This is a genomic window from Qipengyuania seohaensis, from assembly GCF_002795865.1.
Classification (GTDB): domain Bacteria; phylum Pseudomonadota; class Alphaproteobacteria; order Sphingomonadales; family Sphingomonadaceae; genus Qipengyuania; species Qipengyuania seohaensis.
Map to the genome: position 1 here is coordinate 2,749,610 of NZ_CP024920.1, position 19,676 is coordinate 2,769,285.

General features: G+C 62.8%; 20 protein-coding genes. 13 read left to right on the forward strand and 7 right to left on the reverse strand.

Translation table 11 applies throughout. The features are described 5' to 3' along the window. The first annotated feature begins 233 nt into the window (after nucleotides 1-233). Nucleotides 234-1,223: a hypothetical protein gene (locus CVE41_RS13590; protein WP_157799517.1), complete on the forward strand. Its 990-nt coding sequence runs from the start codon at nucleotides 234-236 to the stop codon at nucleotides 1,221-1,223. A 1-nt stretch (nucleotide 1,224) separates the two neighbouring features. Here CVE41_RS13590 and CVE41_RS13595 read toward each other — a convergent pair whose 3' ends face one another. After that, a complete protein-coding gene (locus CVE41_RS13595) occupies nucleotides 1,225-1,716 on the reverse strand; it encodes a DUF2165 family protein (protein ID WP_100261137.1) in 492 nt (163 codons plus the stop codon). 74 nt (nucleotides 1,717-1,790) lie between these two features. On the opposite strand from CVE41_RS13595, the gene ligA reads away from it, so the two are divergent. Together ligA and bla are read left to right on the forward strand one after the other, a co-directional pair. Continuing rightward, the gene (gene ligA, locus CVE41_RS13600; RefSeq protein ID WP_100261138.1) at nucleotides 1,791-3,869 is read left to right on the forward strand and encodes an NAD-dependent DNA ligase LigA; all 2,079 of its coding nucleotides are present in this window, start codon (nucleotides 1,791-1,793) and stop codon (nucleotides 3,867-3,869) included. Between the two features lie 46 nt (nucleotides 3,870-3,915). After that, entirely contained in the window at nucleotides 3,916-5,016 is a 1,101-nt protein-coding gene (bla, locus tag CVE41_RS13605) for a class A beta-lactamase (protein WP_100261139.1), read from the forward strand. Here the strand turns inward: bla and CVE41_RS13610 are convergent. From CVE41_RS13610 to CVE41_RS13625, 4 genes are read right to left on the reverse strand one after another with little or no spacing between them, the layout of a single operon-like run. Next, nucleotides 5,009-5,707, reverse strand: a complete 699-nt coding sequence (locus CVE41_RS13610; protein WP_232725714.1) for a DUF2459 domain-containing protein — start codon at nucleotides 5,705-5,707, stop codon at nucleotides 5,009-5,011. The genes bla and CVE41_RS13610 overlap by 8 nt on opposite strands. Continuing rightward, a complete protein-coding gene (locus CVE41_RS13615) occupies nucleotides 5,704-6,606 on the reverse strand; it encodes a 50S ribosomal protein L11 methyltransferase (RefSeq protein ID WP_100261140.1) in 903 nt (300 codons plus the stop codon). The genes CVE41_RS13610 and CVE41_RS13615 overlap by 4 nt, the downstream gene beginning before the upstream one ends. Continuing rightward, nucleotides 6,603-7,559, reverse strand: a complete 957-nt coding sequence (gene blaEAM, locus CVE41_RS13620; RefSeq protein WP_100261141.1) for an EAM family subclass B3 metallo-beta-lactamase — start codon at nucleotides 7,557-7,559, stop codon at nucleotides 6,603-6,605. The genes CVE41_RS13615 and blaEAM overlap by 4 nt, the downstream gene beginning before the upstream one ends. Continuing rightward, on the reverse strand, nucleotides 7,549-8,259 hold the full coding sequence (locus CVE41_RS13625) for an SDR family NAD(P)-dependent oxidoreductase (RefSeq protein ID WP_100261142.1): 711 nt from the start codon (nucleotides 8,257-8,259) through the stop codon (nucleotides 7,549-7,551). The genes blaEAM and CVE41_RS13625 overlap by 11 nt, the downstream gene beginning before the upstream one ends. 108 nt (nucleotides 8,260-8,367) lie before the next feature. On the opposite strand from CVE41_RS13625, the gene sdhC reads away from it, so the two are divergent. Genes sdhC through CVE41_RS13655 form a run of 6 tightly spaced genes read left to right on the forward strand, consistent with a single transcriptional unit; the run spans nucleotide 8,368 to nucleotide 13,407 of the window. Then, on the forward strand, nucleotides 8,368-8,748 hold the full coding sequence (gene sdhC, locus CVE41_RS13630) for a succinate dehydrogenase, cytochrome b556 subunit (RefSeq protein WP_100261143.1): 381 nt from the start codon (nucleotides 8,368-8,370) through the stop codon (nucleotides 8,746-8,748). A 9-nt stretch (nucleotides 8,749-8,757) separates the two neighbouring features. After that, nucleotides 8,758-9,144, forward strand: coding sequence for a succinate dehydrogenase, hydrophobic membrane anchor protein (gene sdhD, locus CVE41_RS13635; protein ID WP_100261144.1), 387 nt, complete (start codon nucleotides 8,758-8,760; stop codon nucleotides 9,142-9,144). Further along, the gene (gene sdhA, locus CVE41_RS13640; RefSeq protein WP_090479562.1) at nucleotides 9,144-10,985 is read left to right on the forward strand and encodes a succinate dehydrogenase flavoprotein subunit; all 1,842 of its coding nucleotides are present in this window, start codon (nucleotides 9,144-9,146) and stop codon (nucleotides 10,983-10,985) included. Before sdhD ends, sdhA begins: the two co-directional genes overlap by 1 nt. A gap of 18 nt (nucleotides 10,986-11,003) precedes the next feature. Then, complete coding sequence (locus CVE41_RS13645; RefSeq protein WP_100261145.1) at nucleotides 11,004-12,107, forward strand: saccharopine dehydrogenase NADP-binding domain-containing protein; 1,104 nt, start codon at nucleotides 11,004-11,006, stop codon at nucleotides 12,105-12,107. Further along, nucleotides 12,104-12,547, forward strand: a complete 444-nt coding sequence (locus CVE41_RS13650) for a thiol-disulfide oxidoreductase DCC family protein (RefSeq protein ID WP_100261146.1) — start codon at nucleotides 12,104-12,106, stop codon at nucleotides 12,545-12,547. The genes CVE41_RS13645 and CVE41_RS13650 overlap by 4 nt, the downstream gene beginning before the upstream one ends. Further along, nucleotides 12,544-13,407, forward strand: coding sequence for a glycoside hydrolase (locus CVE41_RS13655; protein WP_232725715.1), 864 nt, complete (start codon nucleotides 12,544-12,546; stop codon nucleotides 13,405-13,407). Before CVE41_RS13650 ends, CVE41_RS13655 begins: the two co-directional genes overlap by 4 nt. Here CVE41_RS13655 and CVE41_RS13660 read toward each other — a convergent pair. Next, nucleotides 13,404-14,051: a peptidylprolyl isomerase gene (locus CVE41_RS13660; protein ID WP_100261147.1), complete on the reverse strand. Its 648-nt coding sequence runs from the start codon at nucleotides 14,049-14,051 to the stop codon at nucleotides 13,404-13,406. The genes CVE41_RS13655 and CVE41_RS13660 overlap by 4 nt on opposite strands. Before the next feature lie 215 nt (nucleotides 14,052-14,266). Between CVE41_RS13660 and CVE41_RS13665 the strand changes: the two genes are divergently transcribed. From CVE41_RS13665 to creD, 3 genes are all read left to right on the forward strand, one after another. After that, the gene (locus tag CVE41_RS13665) at nucleotides 14,267-14,656 is read left to right on the forward strand and encodes a BlaI/MecI/CopY family transcriptional regulator (protein ID WP_100261148.1); all 390 of its coding nucleotides are present in this window, start codon (nucleotides 14,267-14,269) and stop codon (nucleotides 14,654-14,656) included. Beyond that, a complete protein-coding gene (locus tag CVE41_RS13670) occupies nucleotides 14,653-16,347 on the forward strand; it encodes a M56 family metallopeptidase (RefSeq protein WP_100261149.1) in 1,695 nt (564 codons plus the stop codon). Before CVE41_RS13665 ends, CVE41_RS13670 begins: the two co-directional genes overlap by 4 nt. A gap of 128 nt (nucleotides 16,348-16,475) precedes the next feature. Beyond that, on the forward strand, nucleotides 16,476-17,846 hold the full coding sequence (gene creD, locus CVE41_RS13675; RefSeq protein ID WP_100261150.1) for a cell envelope integrity protein CreD: 1,371 nt from the start codon (nucleotides 16,476-16,478) through the stop codon (nucleotides 17,844-17,846). Between the two features lie 72 nt (nucleotides 17,847-17,918). Here creD and ypfJ read toward each other — a convergent pair whose 3' ends face one another. Continuing rightward, nucleotides 17,919-18,767: a KPN_02809 family neutral zinc metallopeptidase gene (ypfJ, locus tag CVE41_RS13680; RefSeq protein WP_100261151.1), complete on the reverse strand. Its 849-nt coding sequence runs from the start codon at nucleotides 18,765-18,767 to the stop codon at nucleotides 17,919-17,921. Nucleotides 18,768-18,845: 78 nt separating this feature from the next. Between ypfJ and CVE41_RS13685 the strand changes: the two genes are divergently transcribed. Continuing rightward, entirely contained in the window at nucleotides 18,846-19,601 is a 756-nt protein-coding gene (locus tag CVE41_RS13685) for a 3-hydroxybutyrate dehydrogenase (RefSeq protein WP_100261152.1), read from the forward strand. Nucleotides 19,602-19,676: the final 75 nt, after the last annotated feature.

The following is a 19,676-nucleotide window of genomic DNA, read 5'->3' on the forward strand; positions in this document are numbered from 1 at the left end:
TATGCGGTCAACAACACCTACTTTCCAGATTTCGACAAGGGCCGATATTTTCTGACAAGTGCTGTCGTTGTCCTTTTCTCTGGCGGGATCGGAAGCGTCGTCTCCTTCTATCGGTTTGGATCGGTCAGGGCAGGCAAAGTGGCCATAGTCGGAGGACTGGCCCTTCTGGTGGCGCTCTGCCTAAGCCTTTGAGGTAGTTTCAGAAACCGATGGTTAAGTAGTGCGTTAGAGCCATGAAATCCATCGGAGGTTCCATGCGCGCACTGATCGCCGTTTTCCTGGCCTTGAGCTGCACTGCCTGCTCTGCCTACCTCCCCCGCTATGAGCCCCCAAAAGGCGCGTTCGCGACCGGCTATTACGAAAACATCCAGACGCCCCGGCTCGCGCTGCTGGAATACCGGCTGGGCAATTATTTCGCGCAATCGAAACGCCCCTATCCCGTCGTGTGCGCGGCAGCTGCAAATGTCGATCCGCATGACGCGGCGTCACAGGCTCGCACGCTCGATCCCGATGTGGAGCTCAAACTTATCGCGCGCTTTCCGGGCCTTTCGCCCCTATCGCGCTGCGAGCGGGAGGGACTGGATATCGTGGCAAGCGATACCGGACAGGCAGCAGCAATTTTCGACGTGCACGAATTGGTCTGTGACACGCCCACGGCCTGCCTTGCATGGGCGGGCTATTATGCGAACGGCCAGCACGGCTGGAGCTACTATCGAATGACTTTCGAAGGTGGCGAATGGCGGATCGAGCGGGAAGAGCTTACTATCATAACCACCGCCGGCGGCCGTGATGGACAGGACTTTCCGGCGGCCCGGGCAGAACTGCCCGACACACCGCAAATGGCGCTGCTGACGCACCTGCTGGACGAGCAATTCGCCAATCCGGATCGCTATGCTACAACTTGTGCGACCATTACGCCGGGAAACCAGGCATCGCAGGCGCTTCCCGACGAGATCGAGGTCGCACTGATCCAGAACTACCCTGAACTCGCGCCGTTCGACCGCTGCGTCTGGAAAGACGATGCGCTGGTCGTCGACGCCATCACCGGTGAGCGGGCCGTCATCTATTCGGTGCGTAGGACCGTTTGCGGAGCGAAAGACGAGTGCACGGCTTGGGGCGGCTGGATCACGGCCAATCTCGGCGCACAGGCGTGGGAATACCGCATCCGGCGCGTCGACGGCAGCTGGACCGTCGAACGCACCGGCAATGGCGTAATTTCCTAAATTACGCCTTTTGCTCGCTCTGGCCGAGATAGATGAGTGTCATCATAGCCATCGCACCGAAGAAGAAGGATCCGTAGAAAGGTCCTTCTCCAAGGGGCATCTGCCATAGCTGGTATCCGGCAACCGCGACGCCCTGGAACAGTCCCCACCAATTGATGACAGCCGCGCCCATCGCGATCTTCGCCCATCTCTTGCCTGCATCGAATTCCGCGCTCGAGGCATTGCGAAGCGAAAAGAGTTTCCAGGCACCGTAGAGGCCGCCAAACCCGGCGATCAGTTCCAGCGAAAACACCAGCACCATGCCGATTGCGATCAGGAATTTCGGCGGAACAGGGAACAGAGTGACAGGGTAGGCCTGCTGGTCCGCATGGCTCGTCGTGTAGACGAAGAAGTCGAAGGCCTGCGGTACGTTGGCGATGTTGTGCGCGACATAAAGCAGCGCCATCAAGGCGACGCTGGCGGTTATTGCAGCTTTGAGAAGGCGGTCGATCATCCCATTTCCCCCAAATTGGTGATGCGACCATGCAGCACTTTTCCCCGTGCCTGTGCTGGGGCATAGCGCAGGATATGGGAATCGAGCAAACCGCACCTGTGGACATGACCGAGGCAGACGCCGCCAACGAGCTGATGCGCCTCGCGAGACAGATCGCGCACCACGACCGCCTCTATCATGCCGAGGATTCGCCCGAGATCACCGATCCGGAGTATGATGCGCTGGTGCGCCGCAATGCCGCATTGGAGGAGGCATTCCCGCACTTGGTCCGCGACGATTCGCCGTCGCGAAAGGTCGGCCATGCGATCGCAGCGTCGCCGCTATCGAAGGTGACGCACGAGGTCCGCATGATGAGCCTCGACAACGGATTCTCCGATGAAGAGATCGGGGAGTGGGTGGCACGCGTGCGACGCTTCCTTTCGCTTGATGACGATGCACCGCTGGCCTTCACGGCCGAAGACAAGATCGATGGCCTGTCCTGCTCGCTCCGCTACGAGAACGGCGCCTTGGTCGTGGCCGCTACGCGCGGTGACGGTCAGGTCGGCGAGGACGTGACTGCCAATGTGCAGCACATCGCGGATATCCCGAAAATGCTGCGCAGCAATGCGCCCGAAGTTTTCGAGGTTCGCGGCGAAGTCTACATGGAGAAACAGGCTTTTGCTGCGCTCAATGCTGCGCAGCAAGAGGCAGGCGGAAAGCTATTCGCGAACCCGCGAAATGCTGCGGCGGGATCGCTGCGGCAGAAGGATGCGAGCGTCACCGCGCAGCGTCCCTTGCGGTTCTGGGCGCATGGCTGGGGTGCGGCATCTGAGGTGCCGGGCGATACGCAATCCGAGGTGGTCGACACCTTGCGCGAGTGGGGCTTTCCGATCTCGCCGTTGTTCACCCGGGTCGAAAGCCTCGATGGCCTGCTTTCGCATTATGCCGCCATCGGCAAGGCGCGACCGGACCTGCCGTATGAAATCGACGGGGTCGTCTACAAGGTCGACCGGCTCGACTACCAGCAGCGGCTTGGCTTCGTGGCCAAGGCTCCGCGCTGGGCGCTCGCGCACAAGTTCCCCGCCGAACGCGCCGAGACGACTCTGGAGGCGATCGATATCCAAGTCGGTCGGACGGGCAAGCTGACGCCTGTCGGCAGGCTTGCGCCGGTGCTGGTAGGCGGCGTCACCGTGACTAACGTCACGCTCCACAACCGCGACGAGATCGAGCGGCTCGGCGTGCGCCCCGGCGACCGGATCGTCATCCAGCGCGCAGGCGACGTCATCCCGCAGGTCGTCGACAACCTGACGCGCGACGCGAAGCGCGAACCCTTCGTCTTTCCCGACCATTGCCCCGAATGCGGCAGCGAAGCCGTGGCCGAGGAAGGGGAGGTAGACGTGCGTTGCACGGGTGGACTGATCTGCCCTGCACAGCGCACCGAGAGGCTCAAGCATTTCGTCAGCCGCGGCGCGCTCGATATCGACGGACTGGGCGAGAAGACCATCGACCAGTTCTTCGCGCTCGGCTGGCTGGAAAGTCCGGCGGACATCTTTCGGCTTAAGCAGCGACGCGAGGAAATTCTCGCACTCGAAGGCTGGAAGGAAAAATCGGTCGAGAACCTCCTCGCCAGCATCGAGACGCGGCGCGAACCCGATGCGGCCCGGCTGCTCTTCGGGCTGGGCATCCGCCACGTCGGCGCGGTCACCGCGCGGGACTTGCTGAAGAATTTCCACGAGCTTCCGGCACTGCGAGAGGCAGCCGATAAGGCGAAGGCCGGAGACGAGGAGGCGGCCGCATCGCTGACCTCGATCGACGGGATCGGGAGCGCCGTGGTCGAAGCGCTCGGCGACTTCTTCCATGAAGAGCACAATGTTTCGGTGTGGGAAGACATCCTCGATGAGGTCACCCCGCCGCGCTACGAGGTGGAAACCCGCGACAGTCCGGTCGCGGGCAAGACGGTCGTCTTTACGGGCAAGCTCGAGACCATGAGCCGCGACGAGGCCAAGGCACAGGCGGAACGGCTTGGCGCGAAGGCCAGCGGTTCGGTCAGCGCGAAGACCGACCTGCTTGTCGCGGGACCGGGTGCGGGAAGCAAGCTCAAGAAGGCCGCCGAGCTCGGGATCGAGGTGATCGACGAGGCCGGATGGGCCGCAATCGTCGCTGCCGCCGAATAATCCCGACTTTTCGGAAACTTATGCGCGCGCCTTTGTTGGCATTACCGTGACCCGACCGCTCGTAACCCTATCGCTCCTGATCGTTTCCGCGTTCTTCCTGCTTGGCACCTGTGCGCAGGGACCCGCAGAAAGCGCGGCGGATTTCGAGCAACGCATCATGCCAGAGGAAGTCGTGGAAGCAGAACCCGAACTGGACGCGCAGCACGAGAGGCTGGAGGCCCGGCTTCGGGAAATCGGCGGCACCTTCTCGGGCGAAGTCGGCATTGCGGCGGTCGAAGTCGCGAGCGGCGCGACCATGGCCTATAACGGCGACAGGCCGTTTCCCCAGCAAAGCGTCAGCAAGCTATGGGTAGCCCTGACGGCGCTCGACCTCGTAGACGAAGGTGCGCTGGATCTTTCCGAACCGGCCGCGATCCGGCGCGAGGACCTGACCGTTTTCTACCAGCCGATCCGTGACATCGTGCGCACGCGCGGCGTGTTTCGGACTGATTACCGCGACCTGATGGAGCGCGCACTCACGCAGAGCGACAACACGGCCAACGACCGGCTCCTGCGCCGTGTCGGCGGCCCGCAGGCGGTCGACGCGTTCATACGGCGCAAGGGGATCGAAGGCGTCCAATTCGGCACCGACGAGCGCAGCAAGCAGAGTGCGATTGCAGGCCTCGACTGGCAGCCGAGTTATTCGATCGGGCGCAATTTCTACGACGCGCGCGACCGGGTGCCGGACGACCGAAGGCGCGCCGCTTTCGAGGACTACCTCCACGATCCTATCGATGGGGCCAGTGCTTCCGCGATGGCGCAGGCCCTGGCGCGCCTGGCGCGCGGAGAACTGCTGTCGCCCCGGTCCACCAAGTTCATCTTGTCGACACTGGAAAACACAAAGAGCGGTCCGAAGCGCCTGAAGGGCGGCGTCCCTTCGGGTTGGTCGATTGCGCACAAGACCGGCACCGGACAAGTCTTCGATGGCGACCATTCCGGCTACAACGATGTCGGCGTGCTTACCGCGCCCGATGGCAGGCAGTATGCGCTAGCCGTGATGATTGCGCGGACCAGAACTTCCTACGCGGCGCGGTTCGAAATGATGCAATCGGTGACGCGCGCGGTGGTGGAGTATCACGAAGCCAGGATGGCGAGCGAGACTACCTAGTCCCGGCGGGCGAGGGGATCCATTTCATCACCCCTCCGGCCAGCGGCGTCCAATGGCCCATCCTGACCCCGGCTTTTGCCAGCGTGTCACCCACCCACTGGTTGCAGGTTTTGGCCAGCGTATAGCGCCCCAGCGCATCGTAATTGCGCGCCCCGTGTTCGAAACTGTCATGGCTGAACCGTTCTTCGCCATGCGGCACATGGGGTAGGGCGGCTTCCACTTCGGCTACCAGCACGCGGTATTCTTCGGGCCTGAGCACGAGGGGGCGATGATATTCGGAAGGCTGCGGCCAGGCGTAATGACCCACCCGCATCAGACCGTCGCCTCCCTGGAAGGCAATCCGCAGCGCGGTGCTTGCCCTCAGGTCGCCCCAGGTAGGCGTATTCAGGAAAACCTCTTTTTCGCCCCACCCGATCGCGACATGGGTCGGCATCCGCCCGTCCGAGCGTGTCATTCCAGCGGACGGAAACGTCTGCCGCCAGTCTTTCACATCACTGACGACAGGCATGACGATGCCGGTGTGGATGCCATTGGTTTCCACCATGATGACGATGCCGTCATCGCTTTCGGTCCAATCCGCATTGCGTGGTACGGAACTGCCGATCCAGGCTGAAATAAAGAAGAGGGCGACAACAAGTAGGGGTAGGGCAAGCACGACCCCGGTCAGCTTGAAGACGCGCCGCAAGGTCACCGGATGCGGCTCTTGCGCAGCCAAAGGATGGACCAGTCGCCGTTCGTCACCCGACGTGCCAGCCTCATTCCTTGTGCCCGGTAGGCCCTGCGCACTTCGGCTTCCTGCGTCTGCAAAAGCCCGGCAAGGAGCAGGCTGCCACCGGAAGTGATCGAGGAAGCGAATTCCGGAGCGAGTTCCACGAGAGGTCCGGCGAGGATGTTGGCGATTAGCAGGTCGTAGGGCGCGCGAGCCTGCAGCAATTCGTGGTCCATGCCGGGTGCAATAATCATGGTCAGCCGGCCGGCCTTGTTGCCCGACGCCACGCCGTTCAACGCCGCATTGTCTTCCACGACACCGGTGCATACCGCATCGATATCCGAAGCCGTCGCCAGAGCGTGGGGCCACAGATGCATTGCCGCGAAGGCGAGCAGGCCGGTGCCGGTCCCGATATCCGCGTGATTGCGAACGGTAACGCCCTCGCGCTTCATCAAATCCAGCATGGCAAGGCAGGCAGCGGTGGTTTCATGCTGGCCGGTGCCGAACGCCTGGCTGGCGGGAATGACGAAATCGACCATGGACGGGTCGGGATCATGTTCCGGCGTACGCACGTGGAAACGGCCCGCGCGGATGGGTTCGACGCCCTGCTGGCTGAGGGTGACCCAATCCTGATCGGGAAGCTTTTCGGCGCTCAGCTTTGGCGGAGATGTCGCGAACAACGCCTTCACGGCCTTCTTGTCAGCCGCGGTCGGTTTGTGGTCGAGCCAGACTTCGAGAATCCAGTCGTCCGGCTTATCCTCCGCGATTTCGCGGCCGGAAACCACTATTTCCTCGGGAAAATCCCATGCCTCTCCATGCGCGAGCAACGCCGCATGAATGACCGCTTTCGATGCTTCTCCCGAGAGTTTCCACGCGCTCACTCGGCGCTTTCCTTCGCCAGCCGTGCGTCGAGCCGCTTGCCCAGTCGCTCGGCGTAGAAGCCGCAACCCTTGTGCAGGTAGAGGCCATATTCACCGCTCATCAGGTCGAGCATGGATCCGGCAGAAGGGTGCGGCGTGACGAGATATTCGCACTGGAGCATTCGTGCCTTGTCGATGCTTGTGCGAAAGGCCCGAACCATCTCAGGGTGGTCGGTGAAGCGATAGTCGTCGGCCGAAACTGCGGACAGGCTGTCGATATAAGCAAAGCGATTGCATGCCGGAGGCTCTCCCGGAAGGGTGCACGACCACCACGTCCAGCTGAGCGCCCCGGGCGAGTGGCCGGGGGTTTCATGGGCCGTGATGCGCAGGGTGCCGAGATCGAGCATTTCCCCATCACCGATCACCCGGTCGACCTTTACCGGGGTCATATCGGGATGGCCGGATGCAGCCTGCGGATCGTCGGCGGCGACTTTCCCGGTTTCGAGCACGGGCTTGGCTCTTGCCGACGCCACCACTTGCGCGCCCGTCGCTTCCTTGATGGCGGCATGCGCGCCGACATGGTCGAAATGCTCGTGGCTCATCAGGAGATAGCGGATATCCTTCGCATCGAAGCCGAGCGAGGCGATATTCGCGAGGACCAGCGGAGCCGCTTCGGGCACGCCGCTGTCGATCAGGATATGTCCTTCATCGCCGGTAATCAGCACCGCCGATATGCCGCAGGTCCCGACATACCAGCTGTTGCCCATCAACTGGAACGGTGGAGCGGGCTTGTCCCATTCGTCCCACGGCTCGCACGCATCGAGAAACGCCATCTGCATTTCGTGGCTGTTCACCACCTTTGCCGTTGGCGCGGGCGAGGGCGGCGTGTCCGCATCTGCAGCTTGCGGGACCGGAGCCGTTGCGCAGGCACCGATAAGCAAGGGAACGGCCGCGACCAGCGCTTTAACGGACATAGCTTGCTCCATTGGCATCGAGCGTAGCACCGGTAAGCGATGGCGGGGCGTCCAGCGAGAGGAATTCGACGATCCGGGCGATCTCCTCCGGTTCCGCCACGCGGCCTAGCGGGATGTCGGCCAAGAGGCCGGCGCCGCCGCGGCTGTCGATGTAATCGCCCGCCATCGCGGTGTCGGTGAAGCCGGGTGTGATGGCAAAGCTCAGGATGCCTTGGGAAGCATACTGGCGCGCGATGGTCTTGTGCATAGCCAGCATGCCGCCCTTGCTCGCCGCGTAGTGCCAGTGCGCCGGCGAATCGCCGCGATGGCCCGCGCGGCTGGCGACATGGACGATCCGCCCCGTCGCGCCGCGTTCATGCCAGTGACGCACGGCCAGCCTGCTCAACTGGGCGGAGGCGGTGAGATTGATGCGCATGGTCTCTTCCCACCCAGTTAGCCAGTCACTGTCCGACTGCTCGATCGGGTTGGGGTCGAACAGCCCGGCATTGTTGACCAGGACGTCGATTTCTCCACCCGCCTGCGTGAGTGCCGCTTCCCACAGCGCATGCGGAGCATCGGGGTCGCGAAAGTCCGCGGCGAGGGTTCCGAAGCCTTCGCCCGAGGTCGATTGCCCGATCACTTTCGCGCCGCGCGCTTCGAGTGCCGTACGGGAAGCGGCGCCTATCCCGCGAGAGGAGCCGGTAAGAAGGATGCATGTCATGCATCACGCTATTCGAAAATTTGCGCCTTTTGTCGAGGCCGCACGCCTTGCCATGCACCGGCAGTTCGCTAAGGAGGCGGCACGAATTCAGCGATATGGAATAGATGCATGGCCAACCGCCCGCTTTCACCACACCTGCAGATCTGGAAATGGGGACCGCATATGGCGGTATCCATCCTGCACCGCATCACCGGTGACGGACTGGCGCTCGTCGGTCTCGGCGTATTGCTCTGGTGGCTCGGTTCGATGGCCGCAGGCGAGGCAGCCTACGCCACCTTCGCGGGTATCATGGGTTCGCCTGTCGGCATGATCGTGCTGGTCGGCCTGAGCTGGGCGTTCTTCACCCACATGATGAGCGGCCTGCGCCACTTCGTTCTCGATATCGGCGCGGGTTACGAACTCGACACCAACAAGACGTGGTCGATCCTCTCGCCCGTCATCGCAATCATTCTCACCGCCCTTTTCTGGGCCGTGATCCTGCTTAAGTGAGGCCGCGCAATGGGTAACGGAACTTCCATCGGACGCGTGCGCGGGCTGGGCCCGTCGCATGAAGGCGCGCATCACTGGCTGGTGCAGCGCTTCACTGCCATCGGCAATCTCGTGCTCATGCTGTTCCTCGTGGTCAGCCTGGCGATGCTGCCTTCCTACGACTACGCAGCCATGACCGGCTGGGCTTCGCAGACGCTGCCCGCCACCGCTCTGGCGCTGCTGATCGTCAGCGTTTTCTGGCATGCGCGCCTTGGTCTCCAGGTGCTGATCGAAGATTATGTCCACGACGCCGGCACCAAGTTCGGCGTGCTCACCCTTCTCAACCTTGCAACAATCGGCGGCGCAGCCTTCGGTCTCGTATCGATCGCGCGCCTCGCCCTCGGAGGAGCCGCCTGATGGCCCGCACCGAAACTTTCGAAATCGGCGGTCGCAGCTACCCGATCATCGACCACACCTATGACACCGTCGTCGTCGGCGCCGGTGGCTCGGGCCTGCGCGCCACCATGGGCAGCGCGGAAAGCGGCCTGCGCACGGCCTGCATCACCAAGGTTTTTCCGACCCGCTCGCACACCGTTGCAGCGCAGGGCGGCATCGCCGCTTCGCTAGGCAATAACACGCCCGATCACTGGTCGTGGCATATGTACGATACCGTGAAGGGCTCGGACTGGCTCGGCGACCAGGACGCCATCGAATACATGGTCCGCGAAGCCCCGCAGGCCGTCTACGAGCTGGAGCACGCCGGCGTGCCCTTCAGCCGCAATGACGACGGCACGATTTACCAGCGCCCCTTCGGCGGCCACATGCAGAACATGGGCGAAGGCCCGCCGGTGCAGCGCACTTGTGCTGCGGCGGACCGTACCGGTCACGCCATGCTGCACGCGCTTTACCAGCAGAGCCTGAAGTACGATGCGGACTTCTTCATCGAGTATTTCGCGCTCGACCTGATCATGGAAGATGGCCCGAACGGCAAGGTCTGCCGCGGCGTCATCGCCATGTGCCTCGACGACGGCACGATCCACCGTTTCCGCAGCCATGCTGTCGTGCTGGCAACCGGCGGTTATGGCCGCTGCTATTACACCGCGACCTCGGCCCATACCTGCACCGGCGACGGTGGCGGCATGGTTCTGCGCGCGGGCCTGCCGCTGCAGGACATGGAGTTCGTCCAGTTCCACCCGACTGGCATCTACGGTGCTGGCGTGCTCATCACCGAAGGTGCGCGCGGCGAGGGCGGGTATCTCACGAACTCCGAAGGCGAGCGTTTCATGGAACGCTATGCTCCTAGCGCCAAGGATCTTGCATCGCGCGACGTCGTTTCGCGTTCGATGGCGCTGGAAATGCGCGAAGGTCGCGGTGTCGGCCCCGATGGCGACCACATCTACCTGCACCTCGATCACATCGATCCCAAGGTGCTGGGCGAGCGCCTGCCGGGCATCACTGAAAGCGGCAAGATCTTTGCCGGTGTCGACCTGACCAAACAGCCGCTGCCGGTCACGCCGACGGTCCATTACAACATGGGCGGCATCCCCTGTAACTATCACGGCGAAGTGATGGCAGGCGATCCGAGCGATCCGGAAAAGATCGTCCCCGGCCTGTTCGCCGTGGGCGAAGCGGCCTGCGTTTCGGTCCACGGTGCAAACCGCCTCGGCTCGAACTCGCTAATCGATCTCGTGGTCTTCGGCCGCGCGACCGGCCACCGCCTGAAGGAAATCGTCAAGCCCGGCGTCAGCCATGACGAACTTCCCAAGGACAGCGCCGATCTCGCGCTGACGCGCCTCGACCACTTCCGCCATGCCGACGGCAGCATCCCGACCGCAGTGCTGCGTTCGGACATGCAGAAGAGCATGCAGAAACACGCCGCCGTGTTCCGCGATAGCAAGCTGCTGTCCGAAGGCGTCGAGCTGCTCCGCGACGTCAACAAGCGGATGGAGGACGTGAAGGTCCACGACCGCTCGATGATCTGGAACAGCGACCTCATCGAAACGCTCGAACTCGACAATCTTATGGCGCAGGCCAATGTGACCATCGCTTCGGCCGAAAACCGCAAGGAAAGCCGCGGCGCCCACGCGCACGAAGACTTCCCCGAGCGTGACGACAAGAACTGGATGAAGCACACCATTGCCTGGTTCGACGGTTGGGGCGGCAATGGCGGCGGCGTGAAGATCGACTATCGTCCGGTCCACGAATACACGCTGACCGACGACGTCGACTATATCGAGCCGAAAAAGCGGGTCTACTAAGCCCGCCGCAAGCCGATCATGCCGTTACGTGTCGCAATCATCGGAGGCTACGGCAACTTCGGTGGCTACGTCGCACGCCAACTGGCGGCGGACGGTGCCATCGAACTCGTCATCTGCGGACGCAACCTGGCAAAGGCACAGGGGTTCGCAGCTGGCTGGCAGGCTGCAAATCCGGCGCAAGGGGCCCGTGTCGATATCGCGGACCCTCCCGCGCACATGCTTGGCGATATTGCGCCGGACCTCGTGATCAACATGGTCGGCCCATATCATGGCCAGGGGTATGGCGTAGCGAAGGCCGCGATCGCGGTCGGGGCCCATTATTGCGACATCGCCGATGCGCGCGCTTTCGTTTGCGGCATCGGACAACTGGATACAGCGGCGCGGGAAAAGGGCGTGACAGTCCTCTCCGGCGCCAGTTCGGTTCCAGCACTGACGGCTGCCTATTGCGACGCAGCGCTGCAGGAGATGGCGCAATTACGCCGCGTCGAATACGGGATCAGCGGCGCGGAACAGGCCAATCGGGGGGCAGGGACGGTGGCTGCAGTGCTCTCCTATGTCGGTGAGCGGTTCACGCGCCTTCGCGATGGCCGGATGCAGGAAGAGATCGGATGGCGCGGCGCTATCCCCGTCGACTATCCCGAACTCGGACGCCGCTGGTTCGCTACCGGCGATGTGCCGGATCTTGAACTTTTCCCGGCAAGATATCCGGGATTGCAGGAACACCGCTTCCTTGCCGGACACGAGATCGCGCCTCTGCACTTCGGCCTATGGTTTCTGGGCGCCCTGCGTAGGTTGCGGTTGATCCCGAACCTTTCGCGCTATGCCGATATGCTGGTCAAACTCTCGAAACCCTTCAATGTCTTCGGCCGCGGCCGAAGCGGATTTCACATGGTTATCGAGGGCGTGGACGAAAGCGGCGCGGTGGCCGTCAGGCGGCACTGGATCATCGCCCGTAGCGGCCACGGACCGAACATCCCTATCATCCCTCCGATCCTGATCGCGCGGAAGTTTGCGCGCGGCGAACAGATCGAACCCGGAGCACGGCCGTGCCTCGACGTGATCTCGCTCGATGACTATCGCGCGGCTTTCGCGGGCCTCGATATCGAGTGCATCGACGAATGACCCGTCCGCCATACAGCTATCGCGACGATCCGCAGGTCCCGGACTTCGACGATAGCCGTCCGCTGTTCGTCTTCGACAATGTCTGCGTCCTGTGTTCGGGCGGAGCGCGGTTCATCATGCAGCATGACCGGCGCGAAACGATCGCGCTTACCAGCGCGCAAGGCGAACTGGGCAGCGAGCTTTACCGGCATTACGGCCTCAGGATGGATGACAGTTACCTGTTCCTGGCGGAAGGGCAGGCGTACGAGATGAGCGAAGGATACTTCCAAATGGCGCGCCATATGGGCGGCATGTGGCAACTGGCCGGGATCTTCCGCTTCGTCCCGCGCCCTTTTCGCGACGCGCTCTATCGGCTCGTCGCGCGCAATCGCTATCGCTGGTTCGGCAAGACCGAAGCCTGTGCATTGCCAACGCCCGACCAGAGGGCGAGATTGCTATGAAGGGTTTCATGTCGCCCGCGCTGATTTTCGCCCTCGCGGCTTGTGCGGTGATCCCCAAAGCACCGCCAGAGAGGGTGGGCGCCGAAGCCTTCTATCAGAAACATGTCGACGTGCGCGGTATCCCGATCCTGTCATCGGCCCGGGTATCGGACGAGGCGCTGCTCGCCGCGCGCGACATGGCGCAAGGGATGCTCGCGGATAGGCCCGAATTCGCTGCGTGGCTTGCGGCCAACGATTACCGCGTTGCGATTATTGCCGAAGACGAGGCGCTGCTGGACCTGCCCGACAAGGCGCACTGGACCAAGCCTGCGCGCGACGATCCGCGCCTGACGCGCTGCGAGATCAAGCATTACGATGTCCGCATCGGTGCGAAATCCGACCGGCAATATTGGGACGAGCGGGCACGGGGCATTGGCGGAGAGCGCACGGTGGGATCGGAAGAGGACGTCCTCGGCCTGCCGACGTCACGCTATTACGGCGAAACCATTTTCGTCCACGAAATGGCGCACAATGTGCTGTTCGCGATCGAGGCGGTCGATCCGGCGTTATTTGCCGAGATCGAAGCCGCCTACGCCAATGCTCTCGCAAACGATCTCTGGCTGAATGAATACGCGACGACGACCATTCAGGAATATTGGGCCGAGGGCACGCAGGTCTGGTTCAATTCGAACAAGCTCGTGGTCGTGGACGGTCAGCGAATCCTCGATCACCCCGATCTCGCGGCATATGATCCGAGATTGTTCGCGGCCTTGGGCAAGGCATACGGTACGCGGCACCGGCTGAAATCGGACCCGTTTTACGCAAGCCCGGCCCGGGTACCGCCGGGCCCCATTCCGGAAAATACCGCCGAGGTCTGTTAATCCTCGCTCGAGGCTACGAAGCGGCGCGCCTCGATGATCTTGACCGGCTCGGCCAGCATCTGGCCCTTCATCCATCCTTCTCCCTTTTCGGGGTCGGTCGGCATGGCATGGATTGCGGCGACCACGTCCATCCCTTCCACGACATAGCCGAACACCGCGTAGCCGTTCTGCCAGACGGGGTCTGCGGACGTGGGATCGGCGTCCATGCCGGTCGAATCCTGAAGGAAAATCGAGAAGTCTCCATTGGCCGTTCCCGGTTCGCCCATCGCCATGGAGAGCGCACCCTTGGTGTGGCTGAGGCCGGTGACCGTCGTCGGTTCATGTGGGATGCCGGGCAGGACCCGGTCCGGGTCCCACTGCGTGCCGCCCTGGATAAGCCCGTTGGGCTGTTCGCCCCAGTCCAGCGTCATCGCGCGATAGAACACCGTACCGTCGAAGCGGTCTTCATCGACATAGCGCAGGAAATTGCCCGCCGTGATCGGTGCCCGCTCGGTCTCCAACTCCAGGGTAATGTCGCCTGCCGTCGTTCCGAGAACAACACGGACGGTTTCGGGTTCGCCAGGTTGGGGAGGGGCGAGCTCCGCCTCCTGCGCGCCAAGCGGTGCGGCAATCAGGGCGAGGGCGGGGAGGAAAATCTTAAGCATGCAAGGCAGGCTACATCAGCGTGGTGCGTCGTCAATCCTGAGCTTAGTTGCCGTTCATCGATAGTCGGGCGCCCCGTGCAGAGCCTTTGTTGCATTACGGCCACCTCCCATCTTTGCCAGATGCGGGTGCGGGAATCGTTTTATGTTTACAGGCGTAGTCAATCTGTCTACAGCCGTAAACGAAATCAACGAATCCCGAGGGGAAGAGGTACGTTATGGCTCAGCGCAAGCAATCGCCGGGTGATCGGATCAGCGAGGCGGAACACGCGGTGATGGAAGCACTGTGGACCGAAAGTCCGCTGTCCGCCGCCGAAGTCTGCGAACGTGTCTGCGCGGACAACGACTGGTCCATGCCGACGGTCAAAACCCTGCTCGGTCGCCTGGTCGCCAAGCGCGTTATCGGTACCGAGCCGCAGGGGCGCAAATTCCTCTACCACCCGCTGATCGAACGCTCCGACTATGTCGGCGGCGAATCGCGCAGGCTGGTCGATCGCCTTTTCGGTGGACGCGCAGCTCCGCTATTCGCGCATCTGGCCGAAAATGAAGCGCTCACGGATTCCGACCTCGAAGAGATCGAGGCGCTCCTGAAGGAGATGCGGAAATGATCGAGCTCTTGCACGAATATTGGGAATGGTTCCTGTTCGACACACTGGTGTGGACAGGCGCCCTGATCGCGATGGTGATGGTGCTTCGCCGTCCCGTAGCAAGACATTTCGGCTCTGGTGCTGCCTACGCGCTGTGGTTCATTCCGCTGGCGCGCCTGTTCGTGCCGCCGTTCACGCTTCCTGCCTGGATGAACCTGACCCCGCGCGAGGAAGTCTCTTTCGAAACCGCGCCGCTCGCCCTGGATGAGGCCGCGGGAGAACCTGCGGGCTATTTCGCGGACATGGTTGCCAGCACACCCGCGCCGCAGACCTTCCCGGACCCGACCGACTTCGTGTTGCCGCTCGTGGCGATCTGGCTGGTCGGTGCTGCCGTCATGCTGACGCGGCGCTTCTATCTCTATTTCGAATTGCGCCGTGACTTGCTCGACGATGCCCGGCCCGTGGGCGATGTCGGCAGCGTACGCCTGATCGAAACGCCAGCGATTTCTGGGCCCATGGCGTTCGGCGTGCTCGACCGTGTGATTGCGCTACCTGCTGGCTTCATGGCGAGCCGAGACAGGATATCCCGCGATCTCGCCATTGCGCACGAACTCGCCCATCACCGCGGCGGGGACCTGATAGTCAACATGGCCGTCCAGCCGCTGTTCGCGATCCATTGGTTCAATCCGCTTGGCTGGCTGGGCTGGAGCGCGCTGCGCCGCGACCAGGAAGCTGCCTGTGACGCTCGTGTCGTCGCCGCCCGTCCGCGGGAAGAACGCGCAACCTATGCCGGTATCATTGCCGATTTCGCTCGCCATCCGCAGGGGACGCCGCGACCGGCGCTCGCCGCGCCGATGGCGTGTCCAGTTCTGGGGGACAAGTCGATCATCCATCGTTTGAGGAGTTTGAACATGTCCGATATTTCACCGCGCCGCCGCATTGCCGGCCGCGCCACCCTGGCGAGTGCATTTCTCGCCGTGCCGCTTACGGCTTCGGTCTGCTTTGCCGAGGTTTCGGCCATGACACCCGTCGACGAGGTTGCTCTGGTAGAGCCTGCTCCGCTCGCCGACTTTACGTATCCCTTGCCGCCGGCCCCGCCCGAGGCACCGGAGGTTCCGGGCCATATCGAAGTGCCCGCGCCGCCCATGGCCCCGCTTGCTCCGCCTGCACCCGATGTGGAACGTGCGCAGGCCGATGCCAAGCGCGCGATGGCGGAAGCACGCCGCCTGCATGCAGAGGTAAAGCGTGAAGAGAAGCGCTGGAGTGCCGAAGCCTATGGCGAAGGGCGCAAGGCTTGGGCCGAGTCCCGCGTTGCCTATGCGGAAAGTCGCCAGGACTGGGCAGAAGGCCGCGTAGCCTATGCCGAAGCCAAGAGGGAAAAGGCCGAAGCATGGTCTGAAGCACGGCAGGAACAGCTGGAGGCGGAGACCGAAGCCGCAGTGGCTCACGCAGTCGCCGAAGCCATGGCCGCCGTTCCTGAAGTCATCGAGAAATGCGTCTATCCTGACCAGCCTGTGACCACCAAGGTGAAGGCCAATGGCAAGACGGTGATGTATGTCTGCGAGACCGCCGGGGATCGCCTCGCGCTCAGCGCAATCCGCGGCGCACGCAAGGCCATCGCGAAGGACAAGTCGCTCTCTGCGGAAATCCGCAAGGAAATCCTGCGCGACTTGGACCAAGAGATAGCCGAGCTCGAATCCTCGATTTCCTGATAGAGCCATTCTCCTGAAAGGCCGGTTTCCGCGAGGAGGCCGGCCTTTTGTTTGCCTGTCCGGGTTCACAAGGCATTCAGTTCATCGCTCACACAGAACGTTTCATCGCTAAAAATGGAGATGAAACGATGCGAGACAGATCCCCCACAGTCAAACTGGTCATAGCGGGGCTGATCGGCCTCGTGCTGCTGATCCCGATCATCATGGTCTACGATCTTGTGAACGACCGGCAGAACCAGGCCCGCATCGCAGAAAGCACCATCACCGCGGGCGCGGGCGGATCGCAAGTGGTTTCCACCCCGGTCCTTGCCGTACCCTATCTCACCGAGAAACAGGTTCCGGTTCTGGTTGATGGCAAGTCTGTCATGCAGACGCAGCAGGTCCGCTCGGAAATCCTGATTGCCCCGGTGCAGCATTCGCTCGAAACCCGGCTCGATACGGAACGCAAGAAGAAGGCGATCTACGAGACGGTGGTTTTCTCTGCCGACATGACCGGACAGGCGCGGTTCGAATTACCCGAGGATCTTTCCAGCTATGATGTGACGCGTGACCAGCTCGTCCTGTCCGAGGCGCAGCTGCGCTTCGGTGTCAGCGATGCGCGCGGCTTGCGGGGCGGGGCGAAAGCGAGCCTTGGCGGAGAATCGGTCGAGCTTGTCCCGGGCCAGCGTGCTCGCGGCGAAGGCAGCGGCTTTCACGGCACCTACGACTGGAGCGAAGGCGACGCACTGGACCTCGAATACAGCTATACCCTGCGCGGTAGCCGGTCCCTGTCACTGGCCCCCGAGGGAGGCGACACCCGCTGGAACGTGACCTCCGCCTGGCAGCACCCCGGGTTCGAGGGTCGCTATCTGCCGGATACCAGCGACATCTCCGACGAAGGCTTCAGCGCAAGCTGGTCGATCGGAACGCTCGCCATTGGCCAGGGACCGGCAGACGAGGCCGAAGCCGAACTGGAGCGTCGCATGATGTCGGAATACAGCGCGATCGAAGAAGCCTCGGACGTGGCGCGGGCCACCATCGCCTTGGTCGAACCCGGCGATATTTACTCTCAGGTCGACCGCAGCGTGAAATACGGCTTCCTCTTCATCGGCTTCACCTTCCTCGCTTTCCTGCTGTTCGACGTGATCGGCGGCGCCCGCGTGGCAGCGGCGGAATACCTGCTGACCGGAGCAGGACTTGTGCTGTTCTTCGTGCTGCTGCTGGCCTTTGCCGAGGTTGCGGGCTTTGCCCTTGCGTATCTTGTCGCCAGCGGCGCCATCATCGGACTGTTGACCGCGTACAGCGCCGCAGTGCTCGGCGGGTGGAAACGGGCAGGTTTTATCGGCGGCCTGCTGACCGTTCTCTACGCCGGGCTCTATGTGCTGATGAGTCTCGAAGAGGCCTCGCTGATCGTCGGCTCGGTCGCGATGTTCTTCGCGCTTGCCGGGGTGATGTATGCCACCCGCAATCTCGACTGGTCGCAGACCGTTCGGGAGCCGGGAGAACCGTTCGAGACCTGACGCCGCGAGCGTTGGAATAGGAAAGGGCGCGGACCGTGAAGTCCGCGCCCTTTTTGCATCCCGGCAGGTAGATCAACCGATATTGGTGATCGCATCGCACTGGCGGTCATCGCCCTGCAGGCCGAGGCGCAAGGCCTGGCTGCGCTGGGCGCTGGTGCCGTGGGTGAAGTTCTCGCTAGACACGCGGCCGCCGGTCAGGCGGTCGTCACCGATGGCGGCGGCGGCTTCCATGCCTTCCTCGATATCGCCGGGCTCGATCAGGTTACGGTTCTTGCCTGCCCATACACCGGCATAACAGTCTGCCTGCAGTTCCATGAGCACCTGCAGCTGGTTCGCCTGGCGCCGGTTCTGGGCCTGCGCGCTGCGGATCTGCTGGGATACGCCAGTCAGCGTCTGGATGTGGTGGCCGTATTCATGGGCCAGCACGTAATAGCGCGCGAAATCGCCGCGATTGCCTGCCATCTGCGCCAGTTGGTCGTAGAAGCTGGTATCGATATAGATCGTTTCGTCGGCCGGACAGTAGAACGGACCGGCGGCCGATGTCGCGCTGCCGCAGCCCTGCGTCGTGACGCGGCCGTTGCGGAACAGGTCGAGCGTGGGCTGGCGGAAACTGTCGCCATAGCCCTGTTCCTGGAAAGTGCGCGCCCACGTCTGGTTGAGCGACTGCAAACCATTACACGCCTCGCGCGCATATTCGCTGGAGCTGCAAATCGCCTCTTCGTCGGTGTTGGCGGGTCCCGCCTGCTGCGTGCCCTGCTGCACGCTTTCGACCGTGCTCGCGGTCTGCATCGGGTCGAGCCCGAAGACGAAATAGCCGATGGCGGCGATGATGATCGTGCCGCAGCCGATGCCGCCAGCCTTGCCGGCGCCCCCGCTGGAGCGAACCTTGATATTGTTGGTATTGAATGGATTTAGCCGCATTCCTGCATCCCCCGCGATTGACCGTTCAGCGCTGCTGCGCAATGGCTTGTATGTTAGTCACAACACTTGAGGCCACAAATGTTTCTCGAAGGAAAGCGCGCACTTGTCACCGGATCGACTTCGGGCATCGGTCTGGCGACTGCTCGGGCACTTGCAGCGGAAGGGGCTGAGGTCGTCCTGAACGGCTTCGGGGACGAGGGCGAGATCGCCAGGTTGTGCGAAGAACTGGGCGCGACCCATTCTGGCGCCGACCTGACCGACGTCGCCCAGATCGAGGCGATGATGGCAGACACCGGCGGGATCGACATCCTCGTCAACAACGCCGGGATGCAGCACGTCGCCCCGGTCGAGGAATTTCCCGCCGCCAAGTGGGACATGATCGTCGCGCTGAACCTGACAGCCGCTTTTCACACCACGCGGCTTGTCGTGCCGCACATGAAGGAGAAGGGCTGGGGCCGCATCATCAACACCGCGAGCGCGCACTCCAAGGTCGCCTCACCCTTCAAGAGCGCATATAATGCCGCGAAGCATGGCCTCGACGGTTTTACAAAGACTATCGGCCTGGAATTGGCACCACATGGCATCACGGCCAATTGCATCAGCCCGGGCTATGTCTGGACGCCGCTGGTCGAAAACCAGATCCCCGACACGATGAAGGCGCGCGGCATGACCCGCGACCAGGTCATCAACGACGTGCTGCTGGTCAAGCAGGCAACGAAGAAGTTCGTCCAGCCGGAAGAGATCGGCGCGCTCGCGGTATTCCTCTGCCGCGACGAGGCGCAGAACGTCAACGGCGCGAACTGGAGCGTCGATGGCGGGTGGACGGCGGAGTAATCGGCCCTGAGCCACTAGCGCCAGCGGCAAAGCGTCGTTACATGGGCCGCCACATTTACTCCGGCAGGCGATTCT

Coding starts and splice junctions, on each gene's coding strand:
- CVE41_RS13590 (WP_157799517.1), top strand. CDS start 234: ATGAAATCCATCGGAGGTTCCATGCGCGCACTGATCGCCGTTTTCCTG.
- CVE41_RS13595 (WP_100261137.1), bottom strand. CDS start 1,716: ATGATCGACCGCCTTCTCAAAGCTGCAATAACCGCCAGCGTCGCCTTG.
- ligA (WP_100261138.1), top strand. CDS start 1,791: ATGGGAATCGAGCAAACCGCACCTGTGGACATGACCGAGGCAGACGCC.
- blaEAM (WP_100261141.1), bottom strand. CDS start 7,559: ATGTCCGTTAAAGCGCTGGTCGCGGCCGTTCCCTTGCTTATCGGTGCC.
- CVE41_RS13625 (WP_100261142.1), bottom strand. CDS start 8,259: ATGACATGCATCCTTCTTACCGGCTCCTCTCGCGGGATAGGCGCCGCT.
- sdhC (WP_100261143.1), top strand. CDS start 8,368: ATGGCCAACCGCCCGCTTTCACCACACCTGCAGATCTGGAAATGGGGA.
- sdhD (WP_100261144.1), top strand. CDS start 8,758: ATGGGTAACGGAACTTCCATCGGACGCGTGCGCGGGCTGGGCCCGTCG.
- sdhA (WP_090479562.1), top strand. CDS start 9,144: ATGGCCCGCACCGAAACTTTCGAAATCGGCGGTCGCAGCTACCCGATC.
- CVE41_RS13645 (WP_100261145.1), top strand. CDS start 11,004: ATGCCGTTACGTGTCGCAATCATCGGAGGCTACGGCAACTTCGGTGGC.
- CVE41_RS13650 (WP_100261146.1), top strand. CDS start 12,104: ATGACCCGTCCGCCATACAGCTATCGCGACGATCCGCAGGTCCCGGAC.
- CVE41_RS13655 (WP_232725715.1), top strand. CDS start 12,544: ATGAAGGGTTTCATGTCGCCCGCGCTGATTTTCGCCCTCGCGGCTTGT.
- CVE41_RS13660 (WP_100261147.1), bottom strand. CDS start 14,051: ATGCTTAAGATTTTCCTCCCCGCCCTCGCCCTGATTGCCGCACCGCTT.
- CVE41_RS13665 (WP_100261148.1), top strand. CDS start 14,267: ATGGCTCAGCGCAAGCAATCGCCGGGTGATCGGATCAGCGAGGCGGAA.
- CVE41_RS13670 (WP_100261149.1), top strand. CDS start 14,653: ATGATCGAGCTCTTGCACGAATATTGGGAATGGTTCCTGTTCGACACA.
- creD (WP_100261150.1), top strand. CDS start 16,476: ATGCGAGACAGATCCCCCACAGTCAAACTGGTCATAGCGGGGCTGATC.
- ypfJ (WP_100261151.1), bottom strand. CDS start 18,767: ATGCGGCTAAATCCATTCAATACCAACAATATCAAGGTTCGCTCCAGC.
- CVE41_RS13685 (WP_100261152.1), top strand. CDS start 18,846: ATGTTTCTCGAAGGAAAGCGCGCACTTGTCACCGGATCGACTTCGGGC.